Source organism: Gordonia sp. GONU (assembly GCF_024733855.1).
Classification (GTDB): Bacteria; Actinomycetota; Actinomycetes; order Mycobacteriales; family Mycobacteriaceae; genus Gordonia; species Gordonia amicalis.
In genome coordinates this window covers 91078-109936 of the sequence record NZ_JANRHB010000008.1, presented here as the reverse complement: position 1 = coordinate 109936, position 18859 = coordinate 91078, and the positions used below count along the sequence as shown (strand labels likewise).

The 18859-nt window shown below is 66.1% G+C and carries 20 protein-coding genes; 9 read left to right on the top strand and 11 right to left on the bottom strand.

Annotation, left to right across the window (positions count from 1 at the left end; all coding sequences use genetic code 11):
* Window positions 1-29: 29 nt before the first annotated feature.
* From NWF34_RS10350 to NWF34_RS10340, 3 genes are read right to left on the bottom strand one after another with little or no spacing between them, the layout of a single operon-like run.
* Window positions 30-1094: a GTP-binding protein gene (locus NWF34_RS10350; protein ID WP_258324962.1), complete on the bottom strand. Its 1065-nt coding sequence runs from the start codon at window positions 1092-1094 to the stop codon at window positions 30-32.
* Window positions 1082-1927 (bottom strand): rhodanese-related sulfurtransferase, encoded by an 846-nt coding sequence (locus tag NWF34_RS10345; protein ID WP_258324961.1) that lies wholly within the window; start codon window positions 1925-1927, stop codon window positions 1082-1084. The genes NWF34_RS10350 and NWF34_RS10345 overlap by 13 nt, the downstream gene beginning before the upstream one ends.
* A 60-nt stretch (window positions 1928-1987) precedes the next feature.
* Entirely contained in the window at window positions 1988-2173 is a 186-nt protein-coding gene (locus tag NWF34_RS10340) for a hypothetical protein (RefSeq protein ID WP_258324960.1), read from the bottom strand.
* Window positions 2174-3018: 845 nt separating this feature from the next.
* Here NWF34_RS10340 and NWF34_RS10335 point away from each other — a divergent pair.
* Together NWF34_RS10335 and NWF34_RS10330 are read left to right on the top strand one after the other, a co-directional pair.
* A complete protein-coding gene (locus NWF34_RS10335; RefSeq protein ID WP_006435906.1) occupies window positions 3019-3363 on the top strand; it encodes an Lsr2 family protein in 345 nt (114 codons plus the stop codon).
* A gap of 93 nt (window positions 3364-3456) precedes the next feature.
* Window positions 3457-4503, top strand: coding sequence for a PHP domain-containing protein (locus NWF34_RS10330; RefSeq protein WP_258324959.1), 1047 nt, complete (start codon window positions 3457-3459; stop codon window positions 4501-4503).
* Here NWF34_RS10330 and NWF34_RS10325 read toward each other — a convergent pair.
* Both NWF34_RS10325 and NWF34_RS10320 read right to left on the bottom strand, forming a co-directional pair.
* Window positions 4457-5698 carry a cation:proton antiporter gene (locus tag NWF34_RS10325; RefSeq protein WP_258324958.1) on the bottom strand — a complete coding sequence of 414 codons (1242 nt, stop codon included), beginning with the start codon at window positions 5696-5698 and terminating at the stop codon, window positions 4457-4459. The two genes, NWF34_RS10330 and NWF34_RS10325, sit on opposite strands and share 47 nt — an antisense overlap.
* A 43-nt stretch (window positions 5699-5741) precedes the next feature.
* Window positions 5742-6977 (bottom strand): serine hydrolase, encoded by a 1236-nt coding sequence (locus NWF34_RS10320; RefSeq protein ID WP_258324957.1) that lies wholly within the window; start codon window positions 6975-6977, stop codon window positions 5742-5744.
* Window positions 6978-7126: 149 nt separating this feature from the next.
* On the opposite strand from NWF34_RS10320, the gene ygiD reads away from it, so the two are divergent.
* Complete coding sequence (ygiD, locus tag NWF34_RS10315) at window positions 7127-7987, top strand: 4,5-DOPA dioxygenase extradiol (protein ID WP_258324956.1); 861 nt, start codon at window positions 7127-7129, stop codon at window positions 7985-7987.
* An 11-nt stretch (window positions 7988-7998) separates the two neighbouring features.
* On the opposite strand, the gene NWF34_RS10310 is transcribed toward ygiD, so the two are convergent.
* Together NWF34_RS10310 and NWF34_RS10305 are read right to left on the bottom strand one after the other, a co-directional pair.
* Entirely contained in the window at window positions 7999-8484 is a 486-nt protein-coding gene (locus NWF34_RS10310) for an SRPBCC domain-containing protein (RefSeq protein ID WP_258324955.1), read from the bottom strand.
* 3 nt (window positions 8485-8487) lie between these two features.
* Window positions 8488-8862 carry a helix-turn-helix transcriptional regulator gene (locus NWF34_RS10305; RefSeq protein ID WP_258324954.1) on the bottom strand — a complete coding sequence of 125 codons (375 nt, stop codon included), beginning with the start codon at window positions 8860-8862 and terminating at the stop codon, window positions 8488-8490.
* A gap of 67 nt (window positions 8863-8929) precedes the next feature.
* Between NWF34_RS10305 and NWF34_RS10300 the strand changes: the two genes are divergently transcribed.
* Window positions 8930-9616 carry a hypothetical protein gene (locus NWF34_RS10300; RefSeq protein WP_258324953.1) on the top strand — a complete coding sequence of 229 codons (687 nt, stop codon included), beginning with the start codon at window positions 8930-8932 and terminating at the stop codon, window positions 9614-9616.
* Between the two features lie 10 nt (window positions 9617-9626).
* Here NWF34_RS10300 and abc-f read toward each other — a convergent pair whose 3' ends face one another.
* From abc-f to NWF34_RS10285, 3 genes are all read right to left on the bottom strand, one after another.
* Window positions 9627-11291: a ribosomal protection-like ABC-F family protein gene (gene abc-f, locus NWF34_RS10295; protein WP_258324952.1), complete on the bottom strand. Its 1665-nt coding sequence runs from the start codon at window positions 11289-11291 to the stop codon at window positions 9627-9629.
* Window positions 11292-11332: 41 nt separating this feature from the next.
* Entirely contained in the window at window positions 11333-12121 is a 789-nt protein-coding gene (gene aqpZ / locus NWF34_RS10290) for an aquaporin Z (protein ID WP_258324951.1), read from the bottom strand.
* Window positions 12122-12377: 256 nt separating this feature from the next.
* Window positions 12378-12515 carry a hypothetical protein gene (locus NWF34_RS10285; protein WP_258324950.1) on the bottom strand — a complete coding sequence of 46 codons (138 nt, stop codon included), beginning with the start codon at window positions 12513-12515 and terminating at the stop codon, window positions 12378-12380.
* A 91-nt stretch (window positions 12516-12606) separates the two neighbouring features.
* Between NWF34_RS10285 and NWF34_RS10280 the strand changes: the two genes are divergently transcribed.
* The 5 genes from NWF34_RS10280 (at window position 12607) to NWF34_RS10260 (ending at window position 16282) form a co-directional block, all read left to right on the top strand.
* Window positions 12607-13599, top strand: a complete 993-nt coding sequence (locus NWF34_RS10280; protein WP_258324949.1) for a hypothetical protein — start codon at window positions 12607-12609, stop codon at window positions 13597-13599.
* 109 nt (window positions 13600-13708) lie between these two features.
* The gene (locus NWF34_RS10275) at window positions 13709-14182 is read left to right on the top strand and encodes a flavin reductase family protein (RefSeq protein ID WP_210738077.1); all 474 of its coding nucleotides are present in this window, start codon (window positions 13709-13711) and stop codon (window positions 14180-14182) included.
* On the top strand, window positions 14179-14919 hold the full coding sequence (locus NWF34_RS10270) for a pyrimidine reductase family protein (protein ID WP_258324948.1): 741 nt from the start codon (window positions 14179-14181) through the stop codon (window positions 14917-14919). Before NWF34_RS10275 ends, NWF34_RS10270 begins: the two co-directional genes overlap by 4 nt.
* A 40-nt stretch (window positions 14920-14959) precedes the next feature.
* Complete coding sequence (locus tag NWF34_RS10265) at window positions 14960-15193, top strand: hypothetical protein (RefSeq protein ID WP_258324947.1); 234 nt, start codon at window positions 14960-14962, stop codon at window positions 15191-15193.
* 177 nt (window positions 15194-15370) lie between these two features.
* Window positions 15371-16282 (top strand): formylglycine-generating enzyme family protein, encoded by a 912-nt coding sequence (locus NWF34_RS10260; RefSeq protein WP_258325008.1) that lies wholly within the window; start codon window positions 15371-15373, stop codon window positions 16280-16282.
* 10 nt (window positions 16283-16292) lie between these two features.
* Here NWF34_RS10260 and NWF34_RS10255 read toward each other — a convergent pair whose 3' ends face one another.
* Entirely contained in the window at window positions 16293-18647 is a 2355-nt protein-coding gene (locus NWF34_RS10255; RefSeq protein WP_258324946.1) for an arylsulfatase, read from the bottom strand.
* Between the last annotated feature and the right edge of the window lie 212 nt (window positions 18648-18859).

Genomic DNA, 18859 nt, shown 5'->3' with positions numbered 1-18859 from the left:
CGGCGCCACACGTGTCGCGGGTACCGCGCTCAGTCGGGCACGTGGCGCAGGACACCGAGAATGCCGTGCTCGTCCTCCGCATCCTCCGGACGCGCGACCGCGGCCTGCAACTCGGCGTTCACGGCCTCGGCGTCGAGACCGCGACCGATCGCGACGAGTTCGGTCGACGGCGTCCGCGACGCCCACGACTCACGGCTCACCCGGACGAACCCGCCCACAGCGTGTACGACGAACTTCTGCCGATACCGCGGCCGGTCGAAGTGCACGATGCCCTTGATCCGGAAGCATCCGCTCGGCGGTCGCTCCAGGAACCGCGCGAGCCGACGCGGGTCGAGCGGTTCATCACTCCGAAAGGTGATCGCCTCGTACCCGGCGTGCAGGTGGTCGTGACCGGAATGGTCGTGTTCCTCGAGCAACAGCTCGTCGAGGGTGAGCTGTCCGCTTCGCGGTTCGTCGGTCCCGGCCGACTCGTCGATGTCGAACAACAGCGCCGGGTCGATCCGGGCCTCCTGGGTCACCATCGCCGCTGCGGTCGGGTTCAGCTGCGCGACAATCTCTTCGACGGTTCGCAGGTCCGCGCCGGTGATCAGGTCGGACTTGTTGACCAGAATGAGATCGGCTATCGCCATGTGCGCGTCGACCTCTGGGTGTTCCTCGCGCAGCGCGTGGATGTGCGCGGCGTCGACCACGTAGACCAGACCGCCGTAACGAAGCCGCGGATCCGCCACCGCGGTGACCATCCGGATGAGGGATCTCGGTTCGGCTATCCCGCTGGCCTCGATCACGATCGCGTCGATCTTCGCGCTCGGGCGGACCAGGGAGGTCAGCGCGTCGGCGAGACCGTCGGCGTCGACCGTGCAGCACATACATCCGTTGCTCAGGCTCACCGCACCGTCGGCCTGAGCGGACACCAGCAGTGCATCGATGTTGACCGATCCGAAGTCGTTGACCAGGACGCCCAGTCTCGTACCGGTGGCTCCCGCGGTGCGCAGCAGATGGTTGAGCAGGGTCGTCTTGCCGGACCCGAGGAAACCGGCGACCACGATCACCGGCACCGGCGGCCGGGCCGTCCGGGACGTACTCAGGCCAGACATGCCGGGCAGATCACGGCGAGGTCCCGACCCTCGCGGTCGGGATGATTCGCGACGTTGTTCGTCGAGCCCCCGCATTCGACGCACTGTCCGAGCACCTCGGCGCGATCGGAGAACTCCGTGCTCATGCGGTTGTCGAAGACGTAGAGAGATCCTTTCCAGAGCCCTCCGTCGCGGTACCGCTCGCCGTATCGCACGATGCCGCCGTCGAGCTGATAGACCTCGTTGAATCCACGGTTGCGCATGACCGTGCTGAGCACCTCACACCGGACGCCCCCGGTGCAGTAGGTGACCACCGGACGGTCTTTGAGGTGGTCGTAGGCACCGCTCTCGATCAGTGGGATGAAGTCGCGCGTGGTCTGCGCCTTGGTGACCACCGCCCCGTCGAACCGCCCGACCTGCGCCTCGATCTCGTTGCGGCCGTCGAAGAAGACGACCTCGTCACCGCGTTCGTCGACGAGTCGGTGGACCTCTTCGGGTGTCAGCCGGGCACCGCCTCCGACCACCCCGTTCTCGTCGACGACGATCTCGTCGGGAACCCCGAAGGTCACGATCTCCGGGCGCACCTTCACACTCAGGCGGGGAAAATCGTCGCCGGCGCCGTCCGACCATTTGATGTCGGCATCGGCGAACCCAGGGTAGGAACGGGTCGCCCTGACGTAGCGTTTGACGGCGGCGATGTCGCCACCGACGGTGCTGTTGATTCCGTGTCGTGACACGATGATCCTGCCCCGCAGCCCGAGCGACTCGCACACCGACAGCTGCCACAGCCGAATGGCTTCCGGATCGGGCAGCGGGACGAAGACGTAGAACAGAACGATCTTGGGGGTCGACACAATGCAAGGGTACGGAAATCGACCACGGCGGCCCGTACCCGTCCCACGTCCGCGGCCGCCTCACTTCGGCCGTGTGATCTGCGCGTCATTCGCAACCGTGACGATCGCGGCAATCGTGACGATCACGGGTTGCTCGTTGCCCACCGACACCACGCCGTCACGAATTGTCATTCCACCGACCGACGAACTGTCCACCCTCACCGAGGTCGAGTCGTCGTCGACGACGTCCACCACTGGTGAGGACACGGCACAAAATCTTCCCGATTGGACAATCGGCCGAGTGGTCGCATTGGCCCCACGAGTCGACAATTCGCGCTTTCATCAGGGTTCGGTGACCGCGGATTCGCCGTTACAGGACTCGTCCGGCTTCCATTTCTCCACACCCGATCGATCAGTCAATTGCTCGACCGGCACCAACGGACGGTCGTCGCTGGCCTGCCGTATCAACGACGGGGTCGACTCCGGACCTTCGAGGCGGCGCGAGGCTCCGTCCACGGCGTCGGCATCCTGCGACTGGGCGCCCGATTACGCAATCCTCAGTTCGGACGGTCCGCAACATGGTGCGTGCGCCAATCGCTATCCGGTTCTCTATCGCTCTTCAATAGTCGACTTCGGGCACACAATTTCCATTTCGCGATTCTCTTGCCTCATCGAGACGATTGGCATGTTCTGTCTCGAATCGCGTTCGAAATCCGGATTCTCGGTGACCGACGGTGGTTACCGAACCATCTACGCAGCCGATCGCGCACCCGAAGATCTGGTGGCACTCTCCCCTGAAGAAACGGGCGAATCCGCACGGAGTGCGACGACCATCACGCCCACAACTCGGACATCACGGACGACAACTCGGACCGAGACACCCCGAACGCGATCATCGAACAGCAGTATTGCGCCTACTCCCTAAGAATCTGGCGTCCTGGCTTCCCTGAGGCATTTCGATACTTTATGGTCTAAGCGGGGGTTCTCAGCGGCTACTCATAGTTTGGGTCTAAGCTGTGTACCGATGAATAGATCAAACGGGGTGGATAAGGTTTAATAGACCTCCCACGACCGTCTTGGTCGCATGACACAAATCGAGGGGAAAGCGTTTCATGGCGAAGAAGGAAATCGTTCAGGTCATCGACGATCTCGACGGCAAGGTTTTGGATCAGTACGAAACTGTTCGGTGGTCACTCGACGGTAAGAATTACGAGTTCGACACTTCATCGAAGCACGCGCAGCAATTCCGTGATTCGCTCGCGAAGTACCTCGACATCTCGCGTCAGACCGGCCGGGTCACCAAGCGCGCAACGGCCACCACCGCCGCTGCCGGCGGCGGACGCAACAAGGAGACCACCAAGGCGATCCGCGAGTGGGCCATCCGCGAGGGCTACGAGCTCAGCGACCGCGGCCGCATCCCGCAGAGCATCATCGAGGCCTTCGAGGCCGCACACTGACCGGTCACGCGTGAGGAATTCCTCGGCGACCCGATCCACCGCCCGGCTGCATCTTCTGCGCCGGGCGGTACTCGTCTCCGACCCGGTGCACGTGTGAAGCCGCTCGAACCGCTGACCCCTCCGGTCGACCCGGTAGAGGCGCTGACCCGCATCTCCTGGCTTCTCGAACAGCGACGAGAGAGTACGTACCGGGTGGAGGCGTTCCGACGAGCCGCCCAGGCCGCGGCACGACTCTCCGCCGACGACCTGCGTGACCGGGCATCGGGCCGATCCCTCACCACGGTGAAGGGCATCGGGAAGACCACCGCGGACGTCATCGGACAGGCCGTCGACGGCCGGGTCCCGGACTATCTCGCCCGGCTCCAGGACGAGGAACCGCCGTTCCCGCCGGAGGGCGCCGACGATCTGGTCACCGCCGTCGTCGGGGACCTCCACGCGCACACCGAGTGGAGCGACGGCGGCGCCCCCATCGCCGAGATGGCCTCTGCGGCACGGGCCCTGGGCCACGATTGGCTGGCAATCACCGACCACTCGCCGCGCCTGACGGTCGCCAACGGGTTGAGTGCCGAACGACTGGCCTCGCAGATCGAAGCAATCGACGAGTGGAACAGCGTGCACGGCAATGGTTTTCGACTTCTCCGGGGAATCGAGATCGACATCCTCGACGACGGCGCGCTCGATCAGTCGGACGAGATGATCGAGCGCCTCGACACCGTGACCGCCTCCGTCCACTCACACCTGCGGATGGACCACGACGCGATGACGACCCGGCTCGTCAACGCCGTGTCCGACCCTCGCGTCCATGTCCTGGGGCACTGCACCGGCCGCCGGGTGCTCAGCGGACGCGGCCACCGACCGCCGTCGACCTTCGACGCTCGCGCCGTCTTCGAGGCGTGCGCCGCGAACGACACGATCGTGGAGATCAACTCACGACCCGAACGCGTGGATCCGCCCGACGAGCTGATCGAGATCGCCCTCGACGCCGGTTGTCTGTTCGCAATCGATTCCGACGCGCACGCGCCCGGCCAGCTCGAGTTCAAGGTCCTGGGTGCGCGTCGTGCCGTGGAGCACGACATCGACCCGGACCGGATCGTCACGACGTGGTCGTCGGATCGGTTGCTGGAGTGGATCTCCCGATGAGCCTGGCGGCCAGCGGGAACAGCAGGACCGTCGTGGCGCCAGCGGCCACCAGTGTGGAGGCGAGCGCGGCGGAGATCAGTTCCGAAGACACCGCGACCTCGGTGACGGCCACGATGATCGGCAATCCGGTCGCGGCGAACAGCGCCAGCTGACCACGCTCGCGCGGTTGTCTCAGGAAGTGCCCGTCGTCGAGGAAGCGGGCGCTGAACCAGACGGGACCGCCGCGGGCGATCGCGATGGCCAGCACCAGCACGACCCACGTCCCGGGCTTGGACGCGACCGCGGACACGTCGATGTTCATACCCGAGGTGACGAAGAAGATCGGGATCAGGACTCCGAACCCGATGACCTCCAACGACCTACCGACATGCGGGTGTTCGGGTCCGATGAGCCGGCGCAGGATCAATCCGGCCGCGAAGGCGCCCAGCACGACGTCGAGGTCGAACACCGCGGCCACCGTCATGAGTGACACGAGCAGTAGCACCACCACGCGCACCGGCAACTGCACCGTTCCGCCGGCCATCTCACCGATCGCCGTCCCGATGCCGGGGATGCGCGCGAGGATGTGCTGCGGGGCAGCCGCGATCAGCAGAGCAGCCAGCACGAAGAGCACCAGTACGATCACCGCACCGCCGAAACTCCGACTGGTGAGCAGCAGCGACATCGCGAGCACCGGGCCGAGCTCGCCGACCGCCCCGTGCGCCATGACCGCACGTCCCAGGCGGGTACCGTCGAGGCCGGCTTGTTTGAGGATGGGCAGCAGGGTGCCGAGCGCCGTCGAGGTGAGGGTGATCGCGATCGCGATGTGGGCGGTGAAGCCGGCCTCACCCAGACCCAGCGCGAGAACCGTGGCGACCAGGGCCACCGAACCCCAGGCGATGAGGAGACTCACCAACCAGGACAGCTGTGCGACGCGACCAGGCCTGCCGCTCAACAGCTTCGGGTCGAGTTCGTAACCGGCCAGGAGGAACAGCATGCCCAGGCCGAGCTGGCTGAGCATGTCGATGCCCGTGCGGTCGGCCCAGTCCAGCGCGTGCGGGCCGATCACGATCCCGAACACCAGCAGCAGCACGGCGTCGGGAACGTAGCCGCGGGACAGCCTCGACAACAGCGGCGACACCGCCGCGATGAGCACGATCCAGAACAGCGACACGATCACTGAGGTGTCCGTGGACGCGGACTCGGCGAGAATCATGCGAAACATCGTGGCATGCCGCCACGTCCGTCACGCGAGGTAGTCAGTCCCGCGGGATCGGCGGTGCGTGATCGGGCGCCATCAGCGCCCCGATCTGCGAGAAGATCGGGTTGCCACCGTTGTCGTAGGAACCGTCGGGGCCGAACGCCTCCGATTCGTAGGTCACCGCGACGGCGATGGAGATCTTCTCCTCCGGCAGGTATCCGACCACGGCGGCGTAGCCGTTGAACAGCGGATTCTGGACGATCCATTCCCCGGCGAGGACCACCCCCATCCCGTATGTGTAGCGCTCGTTCATCTCCCGGCACGTCGCGCACCCGGACAACGGCCGGGCGATCCCGCGGAGCCGGGTCGAGGTCATCGTCTCGTAGGCCTCCTTCGAGAGCGTCTCGCCGGCGAAGAGCTTGCGCCCGGTGGCCTCGACGTCGTAGATGTTCGACGTCTGGATGGCACCGTGGGTGATGCTCCACGACGGGTTCCAGCCGGTGGTCTCCTCGTAGAAGGGCGTATCCGGCGGAAGATTCAGGATTCCGCGCCGTTCGGAGGAGTATGCGTGCAGGGCCGGCTCGGGAATCGTCGCGGTCAGGTTCGACACGGTGTTCGTCAGACCCAGCGGCTCCGAGATCCTCTCGCGGAGCAGATCTTCGACGGGCTTGCCGGTGATCTTCTGCAGCACCAGACCGAGGATCACGTAGTTGGTGTGGGCGTAGTTCCAGTTGGTGCCGGGCTCGTACAGCAACGGCTTGTCGATTGCGTAGGACAGCATCTCGTCGATCGTCCACGCCTTGAAGGGATTGTTGAGTTCAGTCCTCTCGAAGGCTTCGTTGCCGAGAACGTAATCCTGGTATCCGGAGGTCATGGTCGCCAGCTGACCGAGGGTCACCTCGTCGGCGTGTGGGATCTCCGGAACCCACCTGCCGATGGTGTCGTCGAGGGACACCTTGCCCTCGTCGACGAGTTGCAGGAGGACCGCGGCGACGTAGGCGATCGCGACGGCACCGTTGCGGAAGTTCATGTCGGGGGTGGCCGGGATACCGGTCTGGGATTCACCGAACGCCTTGGTGATCACCTCGTCGCCGTCCTGTGTCACGCGGACGATCACTGCCTTGAGGTGCTTCGAGGCCATCAGGTCTTCGACGATCCGCTCGATCGCCGCGGCCTTCTCCGGGTCTGCGGAGGTTGCCGAGGTGGGCGAATCCGAGGACGAACCGGACGACCCGCACGCCGCGAGGACGACGACCAACAGTAGTGCCACGACCACCGACCAGCGCTTTGCCATACAGTCAGCTTCTGGCATCGGCCGTCGTCGCGAGTCCGAACTCGGCGGACACGGCACACAAATGGCGGTACTTCGTGTTGCGAAGCTGTCCGGCGGCCGGCGGCGTACCGTCGTCGGTGACCCGACCCGCGCGACCCGAGGCGGCCATCATGACCACTGCCCGACCGACGATGCCCACAGCGTTCATCGGACACGGCAACCCGATGAACGCACTCGAACGCAACCGGTACACCGAGGCGTGGCGGGCGTTGGGGCAGGCGGTTCCGAAGCCGCGGGCGATCCTGGTGATCTCCGCACACTGGTACACCAACGCGACAGCAGTGACGGCCATGCCGCGTCCGCGAACCATCCACGACTTCTACGGGTTCCCGCAGGACCTGTTCGACGTGGAGTACCCCGCACCCGGCGACCCGGACGTCGCCGAGATGGTCTCCGACGTGGTCAAACCCACGTGGTGCGGCCTCGACCTGGACAGCTGGGGCATCGACCACGGCACCTGGTCGGTTCTGGTGCACACGTTCCCGGACGCCTCGATCCCGGTTCTGCAGTTGTCCCTCAACGCCTTCAAGGACTTCGAGCACCACTACGAACTCGGCCGAAAGCTGGCGCCGTTACGGGAGCAGGGTGTGCTCATCATCGGCAGCGGCAACATCGTCCACAACCTGCGGGCCGTCGATTTCAGCAAGGCCGACAGCGGATACGACTGGGCCCACCGGTTCGACGATGCTGCACGCGAAGTGCTGCAGGACAACCCCTCTCACGTCCTGAGCCTCGACGGCCATCCCGACTTCGAGAATTCCGTGCCGACACCCGATCACTACCTGCCGCTGCTCTACGTCGCGGGACTGGCGCAGGAGTCGCCACTGGATCTGCTGGTCGACGGACATGCGGCCGGGTCGATCTCGATGGCTGCTTACACACACGGCCTGGACCTGGACGCCGGGCAGTTCAGCGACGCGCCGGCCGCCGAACTGCCCGAAGGGTTCCCGGCGCTGAACTCCAACATCTGACCCGCCTCCGGTCAGACCTTCAGGAAGTCGTCGATCTGATTGATCGCGCTGGAAGCACCTTCGACGACGCCCATGTCGAGCACCTTCTGAAGTGCTTCGGCGGAGTCGTAGGTGCTGATGTATGTGGCGAGTGTCTTGTCATCCTTCTCGGCGAACGTGTATGCGTTGCGGGACTCGGGCATGTCGGTGAGCGGGTTGAGGTCGGCGTCGGCGAACCCGTCGAGGAAGGTGAATCCGCGCGGCTCGTCAACCGTCTCGACTTTCCAATAGCCGCCGAACTTCTCGCCTTCGGGACTGGTCATGTAGTAGGTGACCTTCCCGCCCGGCTTGAGTTCGTGGTCGACGACGGTCGCGGGGTAGGTGGGCGGACCCCAGATCTTCTCCAGTTGGCGCGGATCGGCATAGATCTGCCAGACGCGTTCGACGGGGGCGGCGAATTCGGCGTTGATGGTGATCGTGCGGGCGTCGAGGTCCGGGGTCACATCGATGACAGGCATTGGTCATTCCTCCGATGGTGTTGCAGTTGGTGGTGTTTCGAGCGTGAGCAGATCGTCGATGCGCGCGATACGGCCACGCCACACCTGTTCGAGTTCGGTGAGCATCGACGCCACCGAACGCACCGCGGCGACATCGCCACTGGCCAGTTGTTCGCGCCCCTGACGTCGTTTGGTCAGTAGGCCCGCCTTTTCCAGCACGGCGACGTGCTTCTGTACCGCCGCGAAGCTCATGTCGTATTTCGCGGCGAGTACCGAGACCGAGTGTTCACCGGCGAGCACACGTCGCATGATGTCGCGGCGCGTGCGATCGGACAGCGCGTGGAACAGGGCGTCGGCCCTGTCCTCGTCGTCTGGCGATGTGCCAGTGGTTCCGGCCACACCTCCAACATACAACCGATTGGTTGTATGTCAATGCCCACGCAAGAACTCGCCTTAGGCTGGGTTCGTGGACTCCGATGAAATTCGACGGCAGTGGTCGGCGGCGCCGCTCCACAAGGCGACCGGCGTGCCCTGGGGGATGCCTCGTGTGCCGGACATTCCCCTGCCGCCGTTCACCTCTCCCGACGAGCACCGCCGGTTCTCCCGGATGCTCGCGCTTCACCTGGCGCTGATCGATGACGGGTCGCCGTCCCCGTCGACCATGATCGTCAATGCTCTCATCACCGAACGCGGAAACAGCGGGCCCGATCTTCACCGCCTCGAACTCGATGTGACCATCAGGTCCTTCTTCCCCGCGCCGTGGACGCCGACAGCACTCGCCCGACAGCTGCAGACAGCTGGTTTCGGTACCGCTCCACGAGACCATCACGGTCGATGGGAGTGGCTGAACGATCCCGACTTCATCGCACACCGGACCGACGGCGGCTGGTTGATCGACGATCATGAGCGCGGCAGTCACCACTACACGCGACTCGCCCATCCCGGAGACCTGGTGTTGCTCTGGATGTCCCACTTCACGACGCGGACGCCCTTCCCCTTCGGCTGGGCCGTCGACGACGGCGATCTGACGGCTCTCGGCCGACCGGCAGCGGCGGTCCGCTCCGCGCTCGATCGAGACCGAGCCCTCCCCTATCTGGAGAACTGGCGGGCACGCAAAGCCGCAGGACTACCGGACGAGCGCTTCGGACCGTGACGGGCCGGCGTCACTGCTCGGTGACCTGTCCACCCTCGACGTGCCACTGCCGGTCGACGCGCACATTCGCGAGCATGCGCCGGTCGTGCGTGACCAGAAGCAGTGCGCCGTCGTAGGAGTCGAGGGCCGATTCGAGTTGTTCGATCGCCGGGAGGTCGAGGTGGTTGGTCGGCTCGTCGAGCACCAGGACGTTGACACCGCGGGCCTGCAGCAGCGCCAGCCCGGCGCGGGTGCGCTCGCCCGGCGACAGTTCGCCGACCGCCCGGTCGACATGGTCGGCGCGCAAGCCGAACTTGGCGAGCAGCGTCCGGACGTCGGCCATGGTGTAATCGGGCACGAGTTCGGCGAAGCGGTCGGCGAGTGATGTCGTACCGGTGAATTGCCCTCGCGCCTGGTCGATCTCACCGATCGCCACGTTGGCGCCGAGCTGCGCGGAACCCGAATCGGGTTCGAGGTGGCCGAGGAGCAGTCGGAGTAGCGTCGATTTCCCGGCGCCGTTGGGCCCGGTGATGCCGATGCGCTCACCCGCGTTCACCTGGATCGAGACCGGCCCCATCACGAAATCACCTTGGCGCACAACGGCGTTGTTGAGGGTCGAGACGACAGAGCTCGAGCGGGGTGCCGAGCCGATCGTGAACTCCAGGACCCATTCCTTGCGCGGTTCGGCGACCTCGTCCAGGCGAGCGATCCGACTTTCCATCTGCCGGACCTTCTGCGCCTGTTTCTCGCTGGACTCGGTGGCGGCACGGCGTCGGATCTTGTCGTTGTCAGGTGCCTTGCGCATCGCGTTGCGCACACCTTGGCTCGACCATTCTCGCTGCGTGCGCGCCCGCGCCACCAGATCGGCCTTCTTGGCGGCGAACTCCTCGTACTCCTCGCGTTTGTGCCGACGCGCCACCTCGCGTTCCTCGAGGTAACTCTCGTAACCGCCGCCGTACACCGTGTTCGTGTGCTGGGCGAGATCGAGCTCGAGGACCCGGGTCACAGTGCGCGCCAGAAACTCTCGGTCATGACTGACGAGCACGACGCCGCCGCGGAGACCGGCGACGACATCCTCCAGGCGGGCGATGCCGTCGAGGTCGAGGTCATTGGTCGGTTCGTCGAGCAGCACGATGTCAAAGCGGGAGCACAGCAGCGCCGCGAGGCCGACGCGCGCCGCCTGGCCACCAGACAGCGCGGTCATCGGGGTGGTGTCCGGGTCGATGACATCGGTGGCGAGGCCCAGGTCGGCGAGGACTGCCGGCAGACGTTCGTCGAGGTCTGCGGCACCGGTGGTGAGCCAGTGGTCGAGGGCCGCCGCATAGACATCGGCGGGATCGTCGGCAGCGGCCGGAGCGGAGTCGTCCGCGAGAGCCGCGGCGGCGGCGTCCATCGCCCGCGTGGCAGCCGTGCATCCGGTACGACGCCCGACGTACTCACGAACGGTCTCCCCGGGGATCCACTCGTGCTCCTGTGGCAACCAGCCGACGAACGCGTCGGCCGGTGCACGGGTCACCGTTCCCGCCAAGGGTGCGAGGTCACCGGCGAGGACGCGCAGCAGCGTCGTCTTGCCTGCTCCGTTCGCTCCGACCACCCCGACCACATCGCCGGGCGCGATGGTGAGGTCGAGATGATCGAACAGGACGCGGTGGGCGTATCCGCCCGCGACGTCCTTGGCGACGAGAGTTGCGGTCATCGGTCAATGGTCGCACCACCGGTGGCCCCGGCCGTGAGCGGTCAGCTCCGGGTCGGCTCGGCGGCCGGTCCGTCGTCGGACGCCCGGCCCAGAGCGAATTTCCCGTTGCCGAACATCAGCGGATACAGGATGCCGCCGATGAGGCCGCCCAGCAGCGGTGCGACCCAGAACAACCACAGCTGACCGGGTGCCCCGTTGCCGTTGAAGAACGCGACCGCCGTCGAACGCGCCGGATTCACCGACGTGTTGCTGATCGGGATCGAGACCAGGTGGATCACCGTCAGCGTCAGACCGATGGCCAGCGGACCGAATCCGGCGGGCGCCCGGCCGTCGGTGGCACCGAGCACCACGAGCAGGAAGAACGCGGTGAGGACCGCCTCGGCGATCAGCACCGCGACGAGACTGTAGTTGTTCGGTGAATGGTCGCCGTAACCGTTGGCCGCCATGTTGCCGGTCGCCTCGAACCCCGGCTTGCCGTTGGCGATGGCATAGAGCAGGGTGCCGGCGAGGAGCCCGCCGACGACCTGCACGATCCAGTAGCCCGGTAGATCCTTGACCGGGAGGCGACCGCCGATGACCGCACCGAGCGTGATCGCCGGGTTGAAGTGCGCGCCCGACACGTGCCCGACCGCGTAGGCCATCGTGACGACCGTCAGACCGAACGCCAACGCGACGCCGAGCAACCCGATGCCCAACTGGATCAGGGTGTCTCTGTCATCGCCGGCGCTCGCGACGTATTTGGCCGCGAAGATCGCGCTGCCACAACCGCCGAAGACCAACCAGAAGGTGCCGAACAACTCGGCCAGCAACCGGCGTGGAGTACTTGCCATGAGACCGTTCTCCTCTGCCCGGCTCGTCGATCACGGGCACGGCAGCGCCGAGCCGGAACCCCACCACCGCATACCGAGTGGAACGCAGCCACCCACGCGGTGTCTGCCGGTTCACGGATCCCATGCCCAGAAGTGACCCTCGTGTCCTACGGTTCGGGGACGAGCCGGCGACCAGCGGAAGGTGGGGGTCGTTCGCCATCGAACCGTCGTGGATCGCCACGTCGTCACGACCGCCGATGAGCACCCCTCGACATCCTCATTCGACCGCATGAAATACGGCGTTCGTCACGCCGTGGAAACCGCCCTGAATCCGCCCCGGTTCCCCACCCTCGAAACCATCGATGACCTGCGAAGACAATTCGGTCATCCCGCACGATCCGGTTTTCTCGGACACCACCGTGAGCCTTGAGTGTGCGCGGTACTCTCCCCGAGTCGACGACCGCACAGAGTCATGGGTCGCGTTCCGCCGAGAAAAGGAGCCAATCGTGGGCAGTCCCTACGACCCGAATGAGCCCACCCGGCTCGGCCCGCAGGGTGGACAACCCGCGCCCGGTCAGCAGCCGTACGGTCAGCAACCCCATGGGCAGCAGCCCTACCCGCAGCAGCAACCCCATGGCCAGCAGCCGTACCCGCAGCAGCAGCCCTATGGCCAACAGCCGTACGGGCAACAGCCCTATGGGCAGCAACAACCGTTCGGGCAGCAGCCCTATGGTCAACAACCGTACGGTCAGCAGCCTCCTCCTCCCCCGTCGTCGTCCGGCGGCGGCAAGAAGTGGTGGTTCGTCGGCGGCGGCGGACTCCTGCTCGTGCTCATCGTCGTCGTGGCGGTCGTCCTGGCGTTCACACTGGGCGGCGACAACAGTTCCGACGAGCCGAAGGTGCCGACCGCGTCGGCCGTCGCCATGCTGCTCCCGGAGGCCGAATTCCCCGACATCACGGGCGAATTCACACTGGACACCGACCAGTCCGACGAGGACGACGGCACGAGCGTCGACAACGAGAAGTGCGCGCGACTGGTGGAGAGCCCCGACACCACCGCCGAGTATGCCGAACGCCAGCTCAGCGAAACCGCCGACTCGGGAGAGGTCTTCTTCGGTCTCGACGAGTACAGCGTCGACGTGACCAAGCCCGCCGACGGAAGCTACCAGGACTTCGACGAGATCCTCTCCGCCTGCCAATCCTTCACTCTGAATCTGGAGGAGGACGGCGAGACCGTGCCGGTCGCGATCAAGCTCGAGAAGCAGAACCTGCCGATCAGTGGCGACTACAAGGCATTCCGGATGACCGGCAAGTTCACCATCTCCGACATCGAGGTCCACATGGTGGGCACCCTGGCGGTGGGCGAAGAGCGCGGCGTGTCGTTCTCGGTGGCCCACAACACCTTCAGCGACAGCGCGCCGTCGGTCAGCTCGGAGGTCACCAGCAGCCTCGCCGAGATGTTCACCGCGCAGCGTCAGCAGATCAAGGACGCCGCGTAACCCGACGCTCCGAGGCGGTTGAGACTCACACCGATCGGGTACGACAGCAAGGCACTGTGTACCGCGAGAGAAAGAGGTGAGTGTGGCCGGCACGGACGCATTCGACAAGATGGTCGAGGTCATCGACTACCCGGTGTTCGTGATCACGACCGTCGCCGAAGGTCGACGGTCAGGATGTCTCGTGGGGTTCGCGACCCAGACGAGCATCGACCCCCGGCGCTTCCTGATCGGGATCTCCCAGGCCAATCACACGCACGGCGTCGCAACGGCCGCCGAGTATCTCGCGGTTCACCTGATACCGAGCGATCACAAGGAACTCGCCGAACTGTTCGGAGGACAGACGGGCGACGAGGTCGACAAGTTCGAGCGATGCCGATGGTCGGCAGGACCGCACGGTCTGCCGATCCTCGAAGACTCGGAGATGTGGTTCGCCGCACGGATTCTCGATCGCATCGACGTCGGCGACCACACCGCGCACATCGTCGAGCCGATCGACGGCGCGGTGTTGGTCGACGACCCTTCGCGCGATTCCTGGGTCAGCTTCGCCGACACCCGCCACATCGAGCCCGGGCACGACGCATGAGCGACACGACCAACGAGGAGCACGGTCCCGGCTTCGACGCGCCGGCCTTTGCCGAACGCCTCTACGCCGACTTTCCCGAAGGGCTCCGCACCAACATGGTGATGAGCATCGACGGCTCGGTGAGTTTCCGCGGTCGGGTCGGCCCGTTGTCCTCACCGGCTGACCGTGCCCTTTTCCACGCGCTCCGCGCCCTGTCGGATGTCGTGCTCGTCGGTGCGGCCACCGCGCGCGTCGAAAAGTACGGTCCCGCGACCCTCTCCCCCGAGCTGGCCGAATTGCGTTCGCGCACTAGCGGGTCGGGGAGCTCGGACATCCCGCGTCTGGCGATCGTCTCGCTGTCCTGCGCACTGCCCGAACGGTCTCTCGACGTACCGCCGGAGCATCGACCGATAGTCATCACCTCCGCGCAGGCGGACACCTCCGCGGTGCGGGACCGAGCGGAGATCATCGCCGTGGGAGACGACGGCATCGACCTGCCCGCCGCGATCAGCGAACTTCGTGCACGAGGACTGCGACGGATCAACTGCGAGGGCGGGCCGAGCCTGCTCGACAAACTGTCCGAAGCCGACCTCGTCGACGAGTTCTGCGTGACCATGGCGCCCCAGGTGACCGCCGAGGGCAACCCGGTGACCGACCCGGCCGCGGCAGTGCTCAGTCCGCTCGACGCCCCTCGTCGATTCCGGCTCAAACATGCCGTCCCGCATGGTGACGACGTGTTCCTGCGCTACGTGCGGTGACACGCGGGGAGCGTAGGTCGGCTCCGCTACGCTCTCGACCATGAGCAAGAAGAAGAGCTGGAAAGAGTTGTCCCCCACCGCGAAGGCCGCGATCGTGACGGTCGCCGCGGTCGATGCCGGTACGCGAGTGTGGGCACTACGAGACCTCGCCGGACGGCAGGCCGACGAGATCAACGGCCCCAAGCGTGCCTGGGTCATCGGACTGTCGCTCGGCTCGACCGCCGGAATCGCGCCGGCGATCTACCTGCTCTGGGGCCGCAAGCGCCGCGGGTGAGCCCGCGGCGGGCCGCTTTCGGAAACCATCTGGGTCGGACACCCACTGGACGCCCCGGCATGCAATTGCGATAGGGCAAGACCTGCACGGTATCCCGAGACCGCACTCGAAACGCGCCGGTTCCGGGATACTCGAGGTGTGCAATCTGCAGCGTCGACCGGCCGCGCACCGAAGAACATGAGCTGGGTTCCGGGCGGGATGTTCTGGATGGGGTCGGAGGAGTTCTACCCGGAGGAGCGTCCGGTCCACCAGGTGGGTGTCGGCGGGTTCTGGATGGACACCCATCCGGTGACGGTCGCCGAGTTCCGGCGTTTCGTGAAGGACACCGGTCACGTCACGACCGCCGAGGTCGCGCCCGATCCGGCCGAGTATCCCGATGCCGACCCGGCGCTGCTGGTACCCGGGTCGCTGGTGTTCACCCCGCCCGCTCGGCGCGTACCGCTCGACGACTATCGCCGGTGGTGGTCGTGGGTGCCGGGTGCGGATTGGCGCCATCCAGAGGGCCCAGGAAGTACGGTCGGCGGCCGCGAACGCCATCCGGTGACCCACGTGTCCCACTATGACGCGCTCGCCTACGCCCGGTGGGCGGGCAAGGAGCTGCCGACCGAGTCCGAGTGGGAGTTCGCGGCCCGCGGCGGCCTCGATCGGGCCCGGTTCGCGTGGGGCGACGACTACACCCCGAAGGGGCGATACCTGGCCAACACCTGGCAGGGCGAGTTCCCGTGGCAGAACCTCGCGGAGGACGGGTACGTCGGCACGTCCCCGGTGGGCAGCTTCCGGCCGAACGGTTACGGCCTGGTGGATGTGACCGGCAACGTCTGGGAATGGACGACAGACCGCTTCGCCGCCCGCCACGATCCGAACAGACGTGGGAGCTCCCCGGCCACGGCATGCTGCATGCCCGCCGATCCGCGCACGCTCGCGTCCGGGCCCGGCGCCGAGGCCCATCCCCGGCGAGTCATCAAGGGCGGCTCGCACCTCTGCGCCCCGAACTACTGCTTGCGCTACCGGCCCGCAGCCAGGCAGGGCGAGAGCGCGGAGACCTCCACCTGCCACATCGGGTTCCGCTGCATCGTCCGCCACCGCTGAGCAGCGCCGGTCAATCGATCGAGAACCAGGCGCGCACCTGCGCCTCGTGGTCGACATAGCGTTCGCCGGAGACGTCGACGACGACCCTGTCGATCGTGCCCCCGGTGAACGGGAACGGGGACACGTAGTCCGGTGTGACCGATGAGGCGCTGTCTCGCCCGACGCAGATGCCGTCACCGACGGCACAGAACGGCCCCGGCTGGGTGACGATCTCACCGGTCGCCACCTGCTGATCGTCGACATAGAGGGTCAGGGTGCCGGCGAACCCCGGCGTCGCCGGATCGGTGTTCTTCCCGGAGAGCGCGAATTCAGCGGTGCACACGTGGTTTCCGGGAGCGATGTCCCGGTCGGCGACCACGGTCTGCAGGTGCGAGCCGACCCAGTTGAAGGCGTAGCGCAGACGACGATCTTTGACGTAGAGACTGTGACCGCCGGCCAGGCCGCCGTGGGCGTAGAGGACTCCCCCGGCATCGGCCGAATCTAGGTGGACTCCCGCGGCGATCGTGTAGGACCGTCCGACGATGACGACACCGGCCGCCTCGGGGACGTCCGCACAGTCCGGGTAGTAGACGTAGCGGTCCCGCGTCTTTCCCGGGCGGGGGCGTTCGGCGACCGCCTGTTCGAGAATGCTGCGGTCGTCCAGCGGTAGCCCGTGGTAGCGGCCGGCGTAGTAGAACCACAGGCCCTTCAAGGCTTCCAGCCGCTCGGGTTCGGCGGCGGCGAGATCGTGCAGTTGGGTCCGGTCCTCCGCCAGGTGGTACAGCTCCCACACATCTTTGTCGAAGTGACCCCACCCGGACAGCGGCGGATGCACGGAACAGACAAGCCACCCATCGTGATAGAGCGAGCGTTGCCCCAGCATCGTGTAGAACTGCACGTCCTTGCCCGGCGCGGTGGGATCGGTGAGCGAGGCCGCGAAGCTCTCGCCTTCCAGCGGACTCTGGGTGTATCCCTTCAGTACCTCGGGCGGGGTCATGCCGAGCAACTCGTAGATCGTCGGGACGACATCGACCGCATGAACGTACTGCGGGCGCGGTTCGGCCGAGGCGTCGATCCGCGCCGGCCACGAGAGCACGCACATGTCGGCGACGCCACCCTCGTAGCCGGCCCAACGTTTCCAGTACGGAAACGGGGTGTCGAAGGCCCACGCCCAGCCCGTGTTGTAGTGGTTGTACGACGCGGGTGTGCCGAGCTCGTCGAGGTGCGGCAGGGTGTCCTCGGCGGTGTCGGGGATCCCGTTGAAGAACCGCCATTCGTTGAACGATCCGTTCGGCCCCCCTTCACCGCTGGCACCGTTGTCGGAGATCATGACGATGAGGGTGTTGTCGAGCTCGCCGGTCGCTTCGAGCAGGTCGATCACCCGGCCGAGCTGGTCGTCGGTGTAGGAGATGTAGCCGGCGAACACCTCGGCCATCCGGATGAACAGGCGTTGCTCGTCGACGGTGAGCGAATCCCAAGGTCGGACCGTGTCTAGCAGGGGCCACGGCTGTCCGTCGGGCCCGGTGGTGGCCGGTTCCCCGTGCGGATTGATCGGGGAGAGCTCGGTGTCCTCGGGTAGCAACCCGAGATCCTTCTGCCGCTGCAGGATCTCGGCACGGATTGCCTCGTAGCCCTGATCGAACCTGCCCTTGTACCGGTCGGCCCATTCGGTGAAGACATGGTGCGGGGCGTGCCCGGCCTGTGGGGCCAGGTACATGAAGAACGGTTTGTCCGGGTCGACGACCCTGGCGTCACGGATGAATTCGATTGCCTTGTCCGCCAGGTCTTTCGACAGATGGTAGCCGTTCTCCGGGGTTGCGGGGGCGTCGATCGGATGGTTGTCGTAGACCAGGTCGGGATACCAGCTGCTCGACTCGCCGCCGAGGAAGCCGTAGAAGCGCTCGAACCCGCGGCCCAGCGGCCACCGGCTCTTGACCGCGGCCATGTTCATCTCGTCGGCCGGCGTGAGATGCCACTTGCCGACGCAGTAGGTGTTCCATCCCCGCTCGGCCAGCACCTCGGAGATGAATCCGTTCTCGAACGGGATGTGGGTGCTGATGCCCGGGAACCCGGAGCTCAGTTCGGCGATGGTCGCCATGCCATTGGTCGTCGCGTTGCGCCCGGTCAGCAGTGAGGCCCGGGTCGGGGAACACAGGGCGGTGGTGTGGAAGTTCGAGTACTTCACACCCCGGTCGGCGATGCGTCGCATGGTGGGTGTCTCGATCGGGCCCCCGAAGATGTCCATGCTGCCGTACCCGACGTCGTCCCAGGCGATGATCAGGACGTTCGGGGCGTTTTCGGGTGCCTGTGCGGGCAGATACGGTGCCCAGTCCGGAACGGCATCGCGAATGTCGACGGCGATCTTTTCGCGGCGATTTCCTGCCATGACGACGCTCCCGGTGTCGAGCAAATCTGGCCGACCCCCGGAATCCCGAGCGTAACAACTGGCCTGATCGCCGAACATGCAAACGGCTTGATCGGCCGAAGTCCATCGCACGAGATCCCGGATCCACGCCGTCCTGGTGCTTCACGGCGGCAACCCGTTTCTCGCCCGCACCGGCCTGTGCGGCATCCAGGCGCCGAGGTCACCCTGCCGGA